We start from the raw sequence: 15,118 nt of genomic DNA on the forward strand, positions 1-15,118 counted from the left end.
TGCCCACACAGATTGATAGGTTTAAATTGTTAAAGAGCAATCTTAACGTGGCAAGCTTTTTGCTTTCCGGTTAAGAGGGCGGCCATTTTAACGATTTGATTGATGGTGTCAAACACTTTCTACAATCTTTTTTCGTTACCCTTTTTGAGAAGGTTGTGACCTCTGACTCGTTGCTGCCGCTAGGCTGTGTGCTCCGTGTCAGTGAGGTCGCATTATAGAGATCAAGTTCACATTGGCAAGGGCTTTTTTATAATTTTTAGTATTTATTTTTAGTTCGATGAAAAAAGGAGCAACAAGGCTCCTTTTTGGTGTTTTAATCATCGATACAGCACGTATTACTAAATAAAAGCATACGCATCAGCAAACATTCTTTCTTTCTGTGCTTGCTTGAAGTCAACAAAGCGCGTTCTTGCTGCTCCAGCCATTTCAAAACGACCAGCTATATAGATATCAAAATCAATTAATGAGGAGAAGTCTTGTTCTATGATTTCCAGAACATTGCCTTGCCTTCCATTCCACTCCTTTTCTTGAGCTTCAATCACAGGAATAAAATGTACGTTTTCATTCACTGCAGCAATTTGTTTAAGCTCTTTCATTGCGTATAACTGCTCACTATCTTTTCCACCCCAATATATATAAATGGGCTGAGAAAATTTCTGGCTGATACAATGGTCTAGGATTGATCGTGTATAACTAAACCCAGTTCCGCCAGCAATTAATAATATCGAACGTGCAGATTCAGTCTGCAACCAAGCAGTACCATGGGGTATATCAATCTCTATCGCTTGATCGTTAGCATAAGCATGATTCATCGACTCTACCACTTCTATTGCATACGCATTATGATCGGCGGCTCCAATATGCAATTCTAACTCGCCACTATGTCGGCATGGACTACTTGCAATTGAGAATGGCCTTTTATCTTCCTCCCCCATAACTACCATCAAATATTGCCCTGCCTTATAACTCACTGGGGTTTTTGGGTGTAGCAGGATTCGATAAGTATTGCGAGCTAATGGTTCTATCGATTTTACCGTGCATATGATCGTCATAGTTTCCTCTTGGTCACTCATCAAATAATAAAACTAAGTGACTTGTTGCATAAGCCAAACATGGAAATATCCACCCTTGAGTCAGCTCTTTTTGTGTAAGAACCGGTTCAAGAGCATAAAGTACATTCCCTTCGATTTTTTTACATAAGCACATTGTACACACTCCAGCTCGGCAGCGGCTAGGAATGTATATCCCATATTGCTCAGCCGCCTCAAGAATGGTTTGATCAGTGTCTACATCAAACTCTTGCTGGCTAGGGAGTAACGTAACTTTGTAAGACATTTTATTTATTGTCTGGAAAAATATTTAACGATTTCCAGATAGAATCAATTCTTTCAACAATCGCGGGATCTTTTTTAATCGGTGTTCCCCACTCTCTTACCGCTTCACCAGGCCATTTATTGGTAGCATCTAAACCCATCTTAGAACGAATATAAGAATTTTCAGGCCCTTCTTTCAACATTAAAGTATCCCTTGTCGGATCCATTCTTGTCGTCACAGCCCAAATCACATCATTCCAATCTCGAATATTTACATCACCCTCGCAAACAATAATGAAACGAGTGTCTATCAACGGTTCTAGATACTCCCAAAGCGCCTTCATCAAACGTCGGCTATGACCAGCTTCTTTCTTCTCCATGCTTATAATCATCATTTGTGAGTATTCAAAGCCACATGGAAAATACCAATCCAACACTTCAGGAAACTTTTGATGCAATTCAGCGAGCTCAGCATCTTTTAAACTAGATTCACTTAGCGATGAATTTTCATCATTTGAAATCGCAAGTTCTGCAGCCCATTTCTGGGTTATATCTAATCCCATCTTAGAGCCTAGACCAACAACTGGTGAAGCAAAATCGAGTGAATCAATTGGTGTATTATCAATTAAAGTCGTATCCCGGATCGGATCCATATTTAGAATCATGGCATGACTAATACTTGACCAATCTCGAATATCAACCTCTCCATCGCACACGATAACAAATTTGGTATACATAAATTGACGTAAAAAAGACCACACCCCCATCATCACGCGTTTGGCGTGACCAGGATATTGCTTCTTCATTTTCACAACGGCCATTCGATATGAACAGCCTTCAGGTGGAAGATAAAAATCTTCAATTTCTGGAAATTGTTTCTGTAAGATTGGAACGAACACTTCATTCAGGGCGACACCTAATACCGCAGGCTCATCTGGTGGGCGGCCGGTGTAAGTACTGTGGTAAATCGCATCCTTACGCATCGTTAAATGGGTAATAGTAAAAACATGATGCTTTTCTACTTCGTTAAAATACCCAGTATGATCACCGTAAGGTCCTTCATCGGCAAGTTCATTTGGATCAATATAGCCTTCCAGTACAATTTCAGCGCTTGCTGGAACGTCAAGATCGTTGCTAACAGATTTCACGACTTCCGTTTTACTGCCTCGTAACAACCCAGAAAAAGCATATTCAGATAATGAATCGGGAACAGGGGTGACTGCGCCTAAAATAGTCGCGGGATCCGCTCCAAAGGCAACTGAAATAGGGAATGGTTTTCCTGGGTGCGTTTCCATCCAGTCTTTCATATCTAACGCACCGCCACGGTGAGCGAGCCAACGCATAATGATTTTATTTTTGCTGATTTTTTGTTGACGATAGATACCAAGATTCTGACGATTCTTATTTGGCCCTTTGGTTATAGTTAATCCCCAAGTCAATAACGGCGCGACATCACCAGGCCAACAGCTCATGACAGGAATTTTATCTAAATCGATTTCGTCGCCTTTTAAAATAATATCTTGGCATGATGCACGCCGAAGGCGCTTCACTGGCATATTTAAAACTTGCTTAAATACGGGCAGCTTATTGATAGCATCTTTAAAACCTTTAGGCGGTTCAGGCTCTTTAAGGTAGGCCAATAGTTTGCCTACTTCTCGCAACTCTTTTACTTCACTTCGCCCCATCCCCATGGCAACACGTTCCGCCGTACCAAATAAATTGGTCAGCACTGGCATATCGTATCCAATAGGGTTTTCAAACAATAAAGCAGGGCCACTAGCTCGTAATGTACGATCGCTTATTTCCGTCATTTCATAATGAGGATCAATTGGATGAGTTATACGCTTGAGTTGTCCGATCTTCTCTAAGTGAGTTAGAAAATCGCGTAAATTCTTAAAACTCATAACACTTCTATTCGTTATTGATAATAATTGTCATTATATACTGATTCAAACTTACGATCTCGCCTCAAACTGTTTTTTGTTATTCTTATATCTTATTTAATCAACGATGATGTCATAGGAATTAATCCACTTCCGCTCAGCTGCTGCAACCAAGACTCATATCCATTCTTAATTAACAGCGCCCTCAAACCTTCTCCATCTTCATCCTTATTTAATCGAGAAACAAAAAATTGCTCTAACCCAATTGGCATAGGCTTTATCTTGATTAAGCCTATCATTGCTATTGATTTTAATGCTGGATTACCCACGGCATTGATCAATTGTTGTGTTGAAAAAACATCACCAATAGAGGCGAGTCTATTCACTTCATTTTCAAGTTCCGTACTTCCTTTCATCCTCCAGAGTAAATGATAAATACGAGGATCTTTCGAAACTTGAGCCAATTTAACCATCACAGCCGACGTTGGCAGCCATTGAATGACTTTATCTCCTGCAATTTGATTAACTAAATAAGACACCGCTTGTGGTGATAAGCTATCCATAGCAGAAATTAATAATGACTCTCGCTGCTTAATTTGGCTATCGGAACCTTTCAGCCATTGATGCAGTTCAAGGTTGCGCTCCTCAACAGATAAAATAAAATCTAAATTAGATTGTGTTTTGCTTCGTGCTCGCATTAAACGAGTCGCCACAACAGAGGAATTAAAAGCGGGGATCATTGTTTGATAACCATCCCCCGACTCCTCAATCGTATAAGCGGGTGAATGTTTAGTTTGCGAAAAAACAAATGCGGCCATTTCTGGGCTTAAGACAAACTGTGATGTTTCTAATTTTTTTAATAAGAGATAACGAGTGATCTCTTGATTTGGCATAGATAAAGATTCGAGTCGTAGTGCCAACTGATCTGTATCGTTTTTGGCTGCATTATCATATAACTGATCAACGACAATACTAATTTGAGGTTTTTTTAACCATTGCTGTGCTTCTTCTCTTGAGATTGATGTTGCTGATGCAAGCTTACTTGTCAGTAAAACAACACACAAAAGAATGAATGCAAACCGTCCTTGGTGCATAAATAATTCTTCCTTTTTACTATCGAGCCATACTGCTACGAATTTTTCGCTCATACAATAAAAATCACCGCTCAATGTGAGCGGTGATAGAAAGTTAAATCAATGATCTTATTCTATAGGGCCGTTATTGACGACGCATAGCATCAAAGAACTCATTATTAGTTTTGGTCATGGCCAGTTTATCGATGAGGAATTCCATGGCATCCGTTTCGCTCATAGGATGAACGATTTTACGTAAAATCCACATTTTCTGTAGCTCATCGCCTTTGGTCAATAACTCTTCACGACGCGTACCTGAACGGTTGAAATCAATGGCAGGGAAAACACGTTTTTCCGCAATCTTACGGTTTAAGTGCAATTCCATATTACCAGTACCTTTAAACTCTTCATAGATAACTTCATCCATTTTAGAGCCAGTGTCGACAAGCGCGGTTGCAATAATAGTTAAACTGCCACCTTCTTCAACATTACGTGCGGCACCAAAGAAACGTTTAGGGCGATGCAACGCGTTAGCATCAACACCACCTGTCAATATTTTACCTGATGATGGAATCACGGTGTTGTAAGCACGAGCTAAACGAGTAATCGAATCAAGCAAAATAACAACATCTTTCTTATGTTCAACCAGGCGTTTTGCTTTTTCAATCACCATTTCAGCCACTTGAACATGACGTGAAGCTGGTTCATCAAAGGTAGAAGCAATAACTTCTCCTTTCACTAAGCGCTGCATTTCTGTTACTTCTTCTGGGCGCTCATCAATCAGTAACACCATTAATTCACATTCAGGATGATTATGCGCAATGCTTTGTGCAATGTTTTGCAATAGCATTGTTTTACCGGCTTTTGGCGGAGCAACAATCAAACCACGTTGGCCTTTACCAATTGGAGATGCTAAATCTAAAACTCGAGCCGTAATATCTTCCGTTGAGCCATTACCACGCTCCATAACCATACGTTCGTTAGCATGCAGAGGCGTTAAGTTTTCGAAAAGGATTTTGTTACGGGCGTTATCTGGGCGATCAAAGTTGACTGTGTTGACTTTAAGAAGGGCAAAATAACGTTCACCATCCTTTGGTGGTCGAATTTTTCCGGCTACCGAATCACCTGTCCGTAAGTTAAAACGGCGAATTTGGCTTGGTGATACATAAATATCATCAGGGCCGGCAAGGTAAGAACAATCTGCCGAGCGTAAAAAGCCAAAGCCATCTTGTAAAATTTCAAGAACCCCATCGCCAAAAATATCTTCACCACCTTTAGCATGAGCTTTTAGGATAGAAAAAATGATGTCTTGCTTTCTCAAACGGGCTAAGTTTTCTAAACCTAGACTCTCTCCAAGTGCAACAAGTTCAGAGACTGGGCGGTTTTTTAATTCAGTTAGATTCATAGTGGTGGATGCTTGTTTTGTCAAAATAGGATTCTGTTTTTGGTGGTTTATAAGATAGGTATATGACCTTAAGGATCGGCCATGAAATGAAAATTTGTATATTTAACGTGCGATAAATTATCACTAAAATTAACGCTCGTCTAGCTTTAAAAAACACAAACCGCATATAAGTGATCATATGCGGTTTGTTATTTTATATTAATTAAGCAATACCCGATTACAGGTTGGCATCTAAAAATTCTTTCAACTGAGTTTTAGATAGTGCGCCCACTTTCGTTGCAGCAACACTGCCATCTTTAAAAAGAAGTAATGTAGGGATACCACGGATACCAAATTTTGGTGGTGTTCCAGCATTTTGATCGATATTTAGCTTACCGATAGTAAGTTTACCTTGGTATTCGTCAGCGATCTCATCAAGAATTGGAGCGATCATTTTACAAGGACCACACCACTCCGCCCAAAAATCAACTAGCACTGGACCAGCAGCTTTGATTACATCGTTTTCGAAACCTTCATCAGAAAGCTGCATAATCTTGTCACTCATCTTCCACTCCAATGTCTACTTTTATGAGCTGGTTGGATGATAACCAGCAATTAGATTGCCTATTGGAATGGATTTACTTTCGTATTGCAAGCTTAAGCTGATATTCTATGCGAATGAAAAAGACACATATCACAGAGCAAAAATTCGCCGACTTGGATTTATTACCCCAAGTCATTGAAGGATTGGAGAAAAAAGGGTTTGAGTTTTGCACCCCTATCCAAGCCTTGGCGTTGCCGGTACTGCTCACCGGCCAAGACATTGCAGGCCAAGCCCAAACGGGTACAGGTAAAACGCTCGCGTTTCTTACTGCTACTTTTAATCACTTACTAAAAAATGATGCTCCTGAGGGTCGTTCAAAAACGAGCCCGCGCGCAATCATTATGGCTCCGACTCGTGAACTTGCGATTCAGATTTATAACGATGCAGAAGGTCTCATTGAAACCACAGGTTTGAAAGCAGGTTTAGCTTATGGTGGCGAAAGCTATGATAAACAACTAACCAAACTTCAAGATGGTGTGGATATTTTAATTGGTACTTGTGGTCGTATCATCGACTTTTATAAACAAAAAGTATTCGATTTAAATAGCATACAAGCTGTTGTTTTAGATGAAGCCGATCGTATGTTCGACCTTGGGTTCATTAAAGATATTCGATTCTTGTTCCGTCGCATGCCCGAGCCAAAAGATCGCCTTAACATGCTATTTTCAGCTACGCTGTCTTATCGCGTACAAGAACTGGCCTTTGAACATATGCACAATCCTGAGCATGTGGTGGTTGAGTCTGAGAAAAAAACAGGCGCGAACATCAAAGAAGAATTGTTCTATCCATCTAATGAACACAAAATGGCACTACTTCAAACATTAATTGAAGAAGAATGGCCAGAACGTGCCATCATTTTTGCCAATACCAAATACAAATGTGAATCTGTATGGGGCCACTTAGCCGCAGATGGACACCGTGTTGGGTTACTAACAGGTGATGTTCCACAGAAAAAACGTGAGCGAATTCTAGAAGAGTTTACTCGCGGTGACGTTGATTTCTTGGTCGCGACTGATGTTGCTGCACGTGGGTTACACATTCCAGCGGTAACACACGTGTTTAACTTTGATCTGCCAGATGATGCTGAAGATTATGTACACCGTATTGGCCGTACCGGTCGTGCTGGTGCTAGTGGTTCGTCGATTAGTTTTGCTTGCGAAGACTATGCGATTAATCTTCCAGCGATTGAAGAATATATTGAACATTCTATTCCGATGTCAGAATATGATGCATCAGCATTATTAACCGAATTACCACCAGCGATACGACTGCAACGTCGTCCACAAACCAACCGCCGTACTAACACTGGCGGCGCTCGTGGTTCTAATCGCAGTAATGGTGCACGTAATAATAACCGTCGCCCACGCCAACCGCATAGCAATTAATCAAGGATATGATTGATTTATGAGTACAGCAGTTTCACCACCACTTTACGCGGCTATAGACCTTGGTTCGAATAGCTTCCATATGCTAATTGTCCGTCATATCGATGGCAGCGTGCAAACTATGGCAAAAATCAAACGTAAAGTCCGCCTTGCAAATGGTTTAGATACAAATAACCAATTAAGCCAAGACGCAATGCAACGTGGGTGGGACTGTTTAGACTTATTTGCTGAACGACTGCAAGATATACCAGCCGAAAACATTCGTATTGTTGGCACAGCAGCTTTACGCTCAGCTATCAATGTGGATGTTTTTCTGCAAAAAGCGAATCAAATTCTCGGCTATTCAATTGAGATCATTTCTGGTGAAGAAGAAGCGGCCACTATTTATAAAGGTGTCGCTCATACTTCTGGCGGTTTAGGTCGTCGATTAGTAGTCGATATTGGCGGCGCCAGTACCGAGCTTATTATTGGCCAAGAATTTGAAACTCAAGCACTTATTAGCTTACCAATGGGATGTGTAACTTGGTTAGATAATTACTTTCATGATCGCCAGCTTACGCAATACAATTTTGATAATGCAATTAATGCAGCAAAAATAACACTCGCGCCTATACTGGAAAAATACACCCAACTCGGTTGGGATGTGTGTGTTGGGGCAAGCGGTACCGTACAAGCATTGCAAGAAATCATGCTAGCTCAAGGCATGGATGAAGTGATTACTCTCAGTAAACTTAAGCGTTTACAAAAACAAGCTATGCTGGCTTCTCATTTAGAAGAACTAGAAATAGATGGATTAACTTTGGAACGGGCTTTGGTCTTTCCTAGTGGTTTATCTATTTTGATCGCTATTTTTGAAAGCTTAAACATTGAATCAATGACATTAGCGGGCGGCGCGCTGCGTGAAGGTCTGGCTTATGAAATGATCAGTGAAATGCGACAATCTGATATTCGCCAACGAACTATTGATAGCGTACAAAAACGCTACCAAGTTGATATAATTTATGCAAACCAAGTTGCTGAAACGGCATTACAATTATTTCGACAATGCAATCAACAATCATGGGTAAATGAGTCTCAAGCCCCCTACCTTCTGCAATCGGCCGCAGAATTACATGAAATTGGATTAAGCATCGATTTTAAGAAAGGTGGAGAGCACGGAGCTTATCTCATTCAGCATTTAGATTTACCAGGGTTTACTCGATCACAAAAGTACCTATTAGCTGAATGGATTCGCCGCTATCGCGAACAATTGAGCTCACTACCAGAGCAACATGCATTGTCGAGTCAAAGTAGTAAACGCTTGCTAAGAATACTTCGTCTTGCCATTTTATTGACCCACCGCCGCCATGTTAATTTACAGCCATTGGTTAAACTCCACTCCAATGAAGATGTACTCACATTATCCATTGATAAAAAGTGGCTAGAATCTAATCCACTCACTCAAGCTGAGCTAGAATTAGAAGCTAATCGACAAACGGATATAGGCGGGCCATTAATCATTAATTTGATTTAACCAAGAAAATGGAGCTCAATCGGCTCCATTTTTATAACCAATACTATTTAGATCTAATTATTCATGATCCGCTGTATCTACCGTAATATTATCTTGTGCTAACCACTCAGCAACATCCTTTGCGAAATAAGTTAAAATGCCATCTGCGCCAGCACGTTTAAAACAAAGTAACGATTCTAGTACTGTCTCTTTCTCTTTCAACCAACCATTTTGAATTGCAGCCTTATGCATCGCATATTCACCCGAAACTTGATAAGCGAAAGTTGGCACCTGTAATTCAGTCTTAACACGGCGAACAATATCGAGATATGGCATACCCGGTTTTACCATTACCATATCCGCACCTTCGTTAATATCCATCGCAACTTCATGGATGGCTTCATCACTATTAGCTGGATCCATTTGGTAATTTTTCTTATTACCACCTTTTAGGTTGCTACTTGAACCGACTGCATCTCGGAAAGGCCCATAGTAGTTGGACGCATATTTGGCTGAGTACGCCATAATTTGAGTGTGTATGAGTCCCGCTTTTTCTAAAGCTTCACGAATTTTACCTATGCGGCCATCCATCATATCGGAAGGAGCAACAACATCAGCACCTGCTGCCGCATGAGACAATGCTTGTTTAACTAAGACTTCAGTTGTCTCCTCATTTTGCACATAACCATCTGCATCAATAATGCCATCTTGGCCATGAGTCGTATAAGGGTCTAACGCAACATCCGTAATTACACCTAATTCAGGTACATGTTCTTTTAATGCCTTTACAGCACGCTGTACTAATCCTTCAGGATTATATGCTTCGGTTGCACATAAAGATTTTACATCTTGATTGACCACAGGAAACAGTGCGATGGCTGGCACACCAAGTTTTGATAGGTAATCGGCCTCTTCTAATAAAAGATCAATAGAAAGACGGTCTACACCTGGCATCGACTCAACTGCTTCACGACGATTTTTGCCCATTAAAACAAACATTGGATAAATCAAATCATCAACGCTAACTTTATTTTCAGCCACTAAACGACGACTGAAATCATGCTTACGAATACGACGAAGACGACGACCCGGAAATTGACCTTGAATAGATACAGACACCCTAACTCTCCTTAATTATCTTGAGCTACCGTTCATCGCTTAGCTCCCATGTATTTTATTATCATATCACTCTCAGCTATTCTTGAAAGCTCGTATTATCGCAATCCATGTGACGATTGGTTTGCAGTCATTTATACTAAGTGCACCATTTATAAACAGAGTTAATTATGATTGATAGCCACGCCCATATTTATGCAACTGAATTTGATGAGGACCGTGATCAGGTCGTTGAACGCGCTCTATCAATCGGCATTGAAAAAATTTTACTGCCAAATATTGATCTAGAATCAATCGCACCAATGCTCGCCACTGAAGCTCGATACCCCGACGTTTGTCATTCAATGATGGGCTTACACCCATGCTATGTAAATGACAATATTGAACACGATTTGGCGATCATTCGTCAGTGGTTTAATCAACATAAATTTATTGCCGTTGGTGAAATTGGCATTGATCTTTATTGGGATAAAACCTATCAACAGCAACAAGAATTTGCTTTTCGTACCCAGCTACAATGGGCAAAAGAACTTAATTTACCTGTTGTCATTCATACTCGAGATTCAATAGATCAAACTCTAGAGATATTGAAACAAGAGCAAGATGGTAGTCTGCGAGGCGTGTTTCATTGCTTTGGCGGCAGCCTTGCACAAGCCGAAGCCATTAACCAACTTGGTTTTCATCTAGGGCTAGGCGGCGTTTCAACCTTTAAAAATGGCGGAATGGATAACGTTATCCCACACCTGGATTTGGATTTTGTAATTTTAGAGACCGATTGCCCTTACCTTGCCCCAACCCCTCATCGAGGTAAGCGTAACGAACCTTTCTTTATGGAACTAGTTGCTCAAAGAGTTGCGGATTTACGCGAGATGTCTCTCAGTGAGGTCAGCCAGATTACAAGCAAAAATACCAAATTATTATTTAATCTCTAACCACTATTCTTTATATTTCACCCATAAAAAATGCGATGAATAACAGTTCATCGCGTTTTTTATAACAATATATTCGACGTTTAAAGATTGCTACGCCTAGCTTTTACGTCTATGCATCCTCTTCTCTCTCATCATCCCCATCATCATTTTTCGGTCGAGTATAAAAGCGAGAGAAAAACAAACCGATTTCAAACAAAATACACATCGGAACAGCTAATAAGGTTTGAGACACCATATCGGGTGGTGTTAATAGCATGCCAACAATGAAAGCAATGACGACAATATAAGGGCGTTTTTCCGATAAGGTTTTCGCATCGGTCGCACCAGTCCAACACAGTAAAATAATCGCGACAGGCACTTCAAATGCAATTCCAAATGCCATAAACAGTGATAACACAAAGTCCAAATAGCTGGATATATCCGTAGCAAATTGCACTCCTCCTAACGAAATAGCGGTAAAGAAAGAGAAGATAAGAGGGAAAACCACATAGTAAGCAAATGCCACACCACAGTAGAACAATAAAGAGCTCGAAAATAGTAATGGCGCAATTAAGCGACGTTCATGCTTGTATAAACCAGGTGCGACAAATGCCCATACTTGATAAAGCACAAGCGGGACCGCCAGAAAAACTGCAACCACTAAAGTCAGTTTTAATGGTGTAAAAAAAGGAGAAGCCACATCCGTTGCGATCATGCTGCCACCTTGAGGTAACCGGCTGATCAAAGGAGCTGAAACAAATTCATATATTTGGCTAGAGAACCAAACAATCGAAATAAAGATGGCCATAATAGAGGCAATTGCTTTTAAGATTCGATTTCTAAGCTCAATCAGATGCGTGATTAACGGTTGAGTTTGTTCCTGAGTGGACATATAAAGCCTCAATAATAAAACGCCTAGCTCATATAGAATAATCTAGGCGGTATTTCTCTCTAGTGCGCTTTATTGGCGTCAGTAGATTTACTTTCCGTTGAAGTCTCATCGGTGACTTTATTTGCATCAGGTAATGCTTTGTCATCCGCTTGGGCTACGGTTTGAGTATCTTCAACCTCATCTCGTGCATACGGCCGCTGCACATCTTGTGCGGCCTTTTTTAATGCTTCAATAGAGGATTGCAGCTCTGGCGATAAATCTTTCATCCCCATATTCTCTGCTTTACGAAGGTTATCTTGTAGTTCTTGAATTTTAAGCTCTTGGGATAGCTCATCTTTCACGTTATTAGCCATTGTTTTAGCCGTGCGAATAAATTTACTCACACTGCGAATAGCCGTTGGCAAACGTTCAGGCCCTAGTACGACCAAGGCGATAACCGATATTAATACCAGCTCCCCAAAACCGATATCAAACACCAGTTAGCCCTGCTCTTTTTCTTTTTTAGTATCTGTTGAGTGCGCAGATGCATCTGTTTTGGCTTGATCAATCGACTTTGGATCAAAATCAGCATCATCAGCTGTTGACTTATCAGCCGATTTTTCTTCTTCACTCATGGCTTTTTTAAAGCCTTTTACCGCAGATCCCAAATCACCACCAATACCACGTAATTTTTTCGTACCAAATAAAAGCACAACGATAACTGCAATGATTAAAAGTTGCCAAATACTAATTCCGCCCATTATTTTCTACCTCGGATCTACTGTTTAAAATATAAAGAAAGAGCACATTATAATGCACCTAGTTTACGAATTAATGACGGTACGCTTTCCAGCTCGCAAGCCAAAAAATGAGACCAACAGCACCACTCACTATAGAGGCATCTGAATGCCATTGAGTGCTACTTAATTGTAATATTGCAGAGCATACGACTAATGTCCCTCCAATACCAAATAAAAACTTACCCGTAGCTTGTTTACGTTTATTTAATGCATATCCTTCATAAATACGTGCAAGTTTTTGATCCATATCACGACTACGTTTCAACGTTTCGTATAGGAGTTCCGGTAGCTCTGGCAGTTTTTCAGCCCATAATGGTGCTTTCTCTTTTACTGCTTTAAATAACGCTTTAGGTCCTACTTGTTCTAACATCCACTTTTCAAGGAATGGCTTTGCCGTTTCCCATAAATCTAGTTGTGGGTAAAGTTGACGCCCTAAACCCTCAACGTATAACAGCGTTTTTTGTAAAAGTACTAATTGAGGCTGTACTTCCATATTAAAACGACGCGCCGTATTAAATAAATTCAATAACACATGACCAAATGAAATCTCACATAAAGGCTTTGCAAAAATCGGCTCGCACACGGTACGAATTGCAGATTCAAAATCAATCACATTGGTATCAGCAGGTACCCAACCAGAGTCAATATGCAACTCGGCCACTCGTCGATAATCACGATTAAAAAACGCTAAAAAGTTTTCTGCCAAATAACGTTTGTCTTCATTATTTAGCGTCCCAACAATACCGCAATCTAGTCCTATCCATAATGGGTTTTCTGGTGTTTGGTGTGAAACGAATACATTACCTGGATGCATATCCGCATGAAAAAAACTATCGCGAAAAACTTGGGTAAAAAAGACCGTCACCCCTTTTTCAGCCAAAAGTTTCATATTGGTGCCATTACTTGCCAGAGTTTCAAGATCAGAGACTTGTACCCCATATATACGCTCTGACACCATTAAATGCTCACTGCTGAAATCCATCAGGACGTCAGGGACGTATAAATCATCGCTATTAATAAAGTTACGCCTTAATTGCAGTGCATTTGCCGCTTCACAACGTAAATCCAATTCATGAACTAAGGTAGTTTCGTATTCTTTAACCACTTCAACCGGCTTTAAACGACGAGCATCTGGCATGAATTTAGCGACAATTCTGGCCATCCGATACATCAACTTCAAATCCGCTTCGATAACAGGGCGAATATCAGGACGTATAACTTTCAAGACGACTTCTTGCCCTGTACTTTTTAGTTTTGCCGTATGGACTTGAGCGATAGACGCTGACGCTAACGGTTCAATCTCAAATTCATCGAACCACTGCTCAACGGGTCCTCCCAATGATTTTTCAATACACTTTTTAGCCAGTTGACCATCAAATGGGCCGACTTGGTCCTGTAATAAAGCCAGAGGATCCGCAATATGATCGGGAAATAAGTCACGCCGAGTGGACATCATTTGACCAAACTTGATCCAAACTGGCCCAAGATCTTGCAAAGCCAATCGTAATCGGTCTCCAAGCAATTTATCTTTATGCTTCGGTGTTATCCAAAATAATAGTTTTTTAAGCAGTAACGGCCATTTGGTTAACTTATGAGTTGGCAGCAACTCATCTAATCCATATTCAAGCTGTATTTTAGCTATTCGGTATAAGCGGCGAGTCTCAGTCAATGTCATGATTTTTCCATCCATCGATTGATTCGTTGTTCAAGCTGAGCCGCTCGACTGGTAACATCATCAACTTGATCACAAAAATAAGCGACCTCCAAACTACTCGGAGCCACTTTCCACTCTTCAGTTAGTACAATACCTAAACGTTGTTGCTGTAATCGAACTTCTGATTTTAACCATTGTGTGGGCGCTTTTAATCCTTGAACTAAAGTATGTGCAACCACATCGCCCGTCACTCTAGAAACCCACTCTTCAATATCAGGCTTAATGTCTGCCATTAGTTGAGAAAACTTTTGTGCCAGTTGGATATCACCTTCAAGCACTAACTGATCTTGTTTAATTAATTGCGTGATTTTAGATTGGTCTTTTAGCTTAGGTAATGTCGCCAGTTTTAAACTTAAATAACAATCTGGATTACCTTCGTATTGGCTTAAAACATCAACACGATAACTAAAAACAAAAATCAAATTACGGTTTAATTCTTGTAAATGGATATGAATGACTTTGCCTTTTAGCCTAGCCACTTGCTGAATATATTCTGCATCATCTTGAATCAAACGATTGAGTGCAGTTTCAATCACGCCGGTTACGATAGGTTCAAATGGCATGATTATTCC

At 40.4% G+C, this 15,118-nt stretch carries 15 protein-coding genes and 1 pseudogene; 3 read left to right on the forward strand and 13 right to left on the reverse strand.

From position 1 onward, the window contains the following. Positions 1-338 precede the first annotated feature (338 nt). From fre to trxA, 7 genes and pseudogenes are all read right to left on the reverse strand, one after another. Complete coding sequence (gene fre / locus HC725_RS14740; protein WP_190332633.1) at positions 339-1,052, reverse strand: NAD(P)H-flavin reductase; 714 nt, start codon at positions 1,050-1,052, stop codon at positions 339-341. A 13-nt stretch (positions 1,053-1,065) separates the two neighbouring features. Next, complete coding sequence (locus HC725_RS14745; RefSeq protein ID WP_190332634.1) at positions 1,066-1,335, reverse strand: 2Fe-2S iron-sulfur cluster-binding protein; 270 nt, start codon at positions 1,333-1,335, stop codon at positions 1,066-1,068. 1 nt (position 1,336) lies between these two features. Beyond that, positions 1,337-1,750 carry a hypothetical protein gene (locus HC725_RS16935; protein WP_446751376.1) on the reverse strand — a complete coding sequence of 138 codons (414 nt, stop codon included), beginning with the start codon at positions 1,748-1,750 and terminating at the stop codon, positions 1,337-1,339. 8 nt (positions 1,751-1,758) lie between these two features. Beyond that, positions 1,759-3,217, reverse strand: a pseudogene (gene ubiD, locus HC725_RS14750) (4-hydroxy-3-polyprenylbenzoate decarboxylase); the annotation flags it as partial. A gap of 92 nt (positions 3,218-3,309) precedes the next feature. Further along, positions 3,310-4,344 (reverse strand): hypothetical protein, encoded by a 1,035-nt coding sequence (locus tag HC725_RS14755; RefSeq protein ID WP_190332636.1) that lies wholly within the window; start codon positions 4,342-4,344, stop codon positions 3,310-3,312. A 70-nt stretch (positions 4,345-4,414) separates the two neighbouring features. Next, on the reverse strand, positions 4,415-5,674 hold the full coding sequence (gene rho, locus HC725_RS14760) for a transcription termination factor Rho (protein ID WP_190332675.1): 1,260 nt from the start codon (positions 5,672-5,674) through the stop codon (positions 4,415-4,417). A 217-nt stretch (positions 5,675-5,891) separates the two neighbouring features. Then, complete coding sequence (gene trxA / locus HC725_RS14765; protein ID WP_190332637.1) at positions 5,892-6,218, reverse strand: thioredoxin TrxA; 327 nt, start codon at positions 6,216-6,218, stop codon at positions 5,892-5,894. Positions 6,219-6,331: 113 nt separating this feature from the next. Between trxA and rhlB the strand changes: the two genes are divergently transcribed. Together rhlB and gppA are read left to right on the forward strand one after the other, a co-directional pair. Further along, positions 6,332-7,642 carry an ATP-dependent RNA helicase RhlB gene (gene rhlB, locus HC725_RS14770; protein ID WP_190332638.1) on the forward strand — a complete coding sequence of 437 codons (1,311 nt, stop codon included), beginning with the start codon at positions 6,332-6,334 and terminating at the stop codon, positions 7,640-7,642. A 19-nt stretch (positions 7,643-7,661) separates the two neighbouring features. After that, positions 7,662-9,155, forward strand: a complete 1,494-nt coding sequence (gppA, locus tag HC725_RS14775) for a guanosine-5'-triphosphate,3'-diphosphate diphosphatase (protein WP_190332639.1) — start codon at positions 7,662-7,664, stop codon at positions 9,153-9,155. 57 nt (positions 9,156-9,212) lie between these two features. Here gppA and hemB read toward each other — a convergent pair whose 3' ends face one another. Further along, positions 9,213-10,253 carry a porphobilinogen synthase gene (gene hemB, locus HC725_RS14780; RefSeq protein ID WP_190332640.1) on the reverse strand — a complete coding sequence of 347 codons (1,041 nt, stop codon included), beginning with the start codon at positions 10,251-10,253 and terminating at the stop codon, positions 9,213-9,215. Between the two features lie 167 nt (positions 10,254-10,420). On the opposite strand from hemB, the gene HC725_RS14785 reads away from it, so the two are divergent. Continuing rightward, entirely contained in the window at positions 10,421-11,182 is a 762-nt protein-coding gene (locus HC725_RS14785; RefSeq protein ID WP_190332641.1) for a TatD family hydrolase, read from the forward strand. Between the two features lie 109 nt (positions 11,183-11,291). On the opposite strand, the gene tatC is transcribed toward HC725_RS14785, so the two are convergent. The 5 genes from tatC to HC725_RS14810 form a co-directional block, all read right to left on the reverse strand. Further along, positions 11,292-12,053, reverse strand: coding sequence for a twin-arginine translocase subunit TatC (gene tatC, locus HC725_RS14790; RefSeq protein ID WP_190332642.1), 762 nt, complete (start codon positions 12,051-12,053; stop codon positions 11,292-11,294). 59 nt (positions 12,054-12,112) lie between these two features. Beyond that, the gene (tatB, locus tag HC725_RS14795; protein WP_190332643.1) at positions 12,113-12,529 is read right to left on the reverse strand and encodes a Sec-independent protein translocase protein TatB; all 417 of its coding nucleotides are present in this window, start codon (positions 12,527-12,529) and stop codon (positions 12,113-12,115) included. 3 nt (positions 12,530-12,532) lie between these two features. After that, positions 12,533-12,793 carry a Sec-independent protein translocase subunit TatA gene (gene tatA, locus HC725_RS14800; protein WP_190332644.1) on the reverse strand — a complete coding sequence of 87 codons (261 nt, stop codon included), beginning with the start codon at positions 12,791-12,793 and terminating at the stop codon, positions 12,533-12,535. Positions 12,794-12,863: 70 nt separating this feature from the next. Then, the gene (gene ubiB, locus HC725_RS14805) at positions 12,864-14,507 is read right to left on the reverse strand and encodes a ubiquinone biosynthesis regulatory protein kinase UbiB (protein ID WP_190332645.1); all 1,644 of its coding nucleotides are present in this window, start codon (positions 14,505-14,507) and stop codon (positions 12,864-12,866) included. Next, the gene (locus HC725_RS14810; protein ID WP_190332646.1) at positions 14,504-15,109 is read right to left on the reverse strand and encodes a ubiquinone biosynthesis accessory factor UbiJ; all 606 of its coding nucleotides are present in this window, start codon (positions 15,107-15,109) and stop codon (positions 14,504-14,506) included. The genes ubiB and HC725_RS14810 overlap by 4 nt, the downstream gene beginning before the upstream one ends. Positions 15,110-15,118: the final 9 nt, after the last annotated feature.

This window comes from Vibrio sp. S17_S38, from assembly GCF_014694375.1.
Lineage (GTDB): Bacteria > Pseudomonadota > Gammaproteobacteria > Enterobacterales > Vibrionaceae > Vibrio.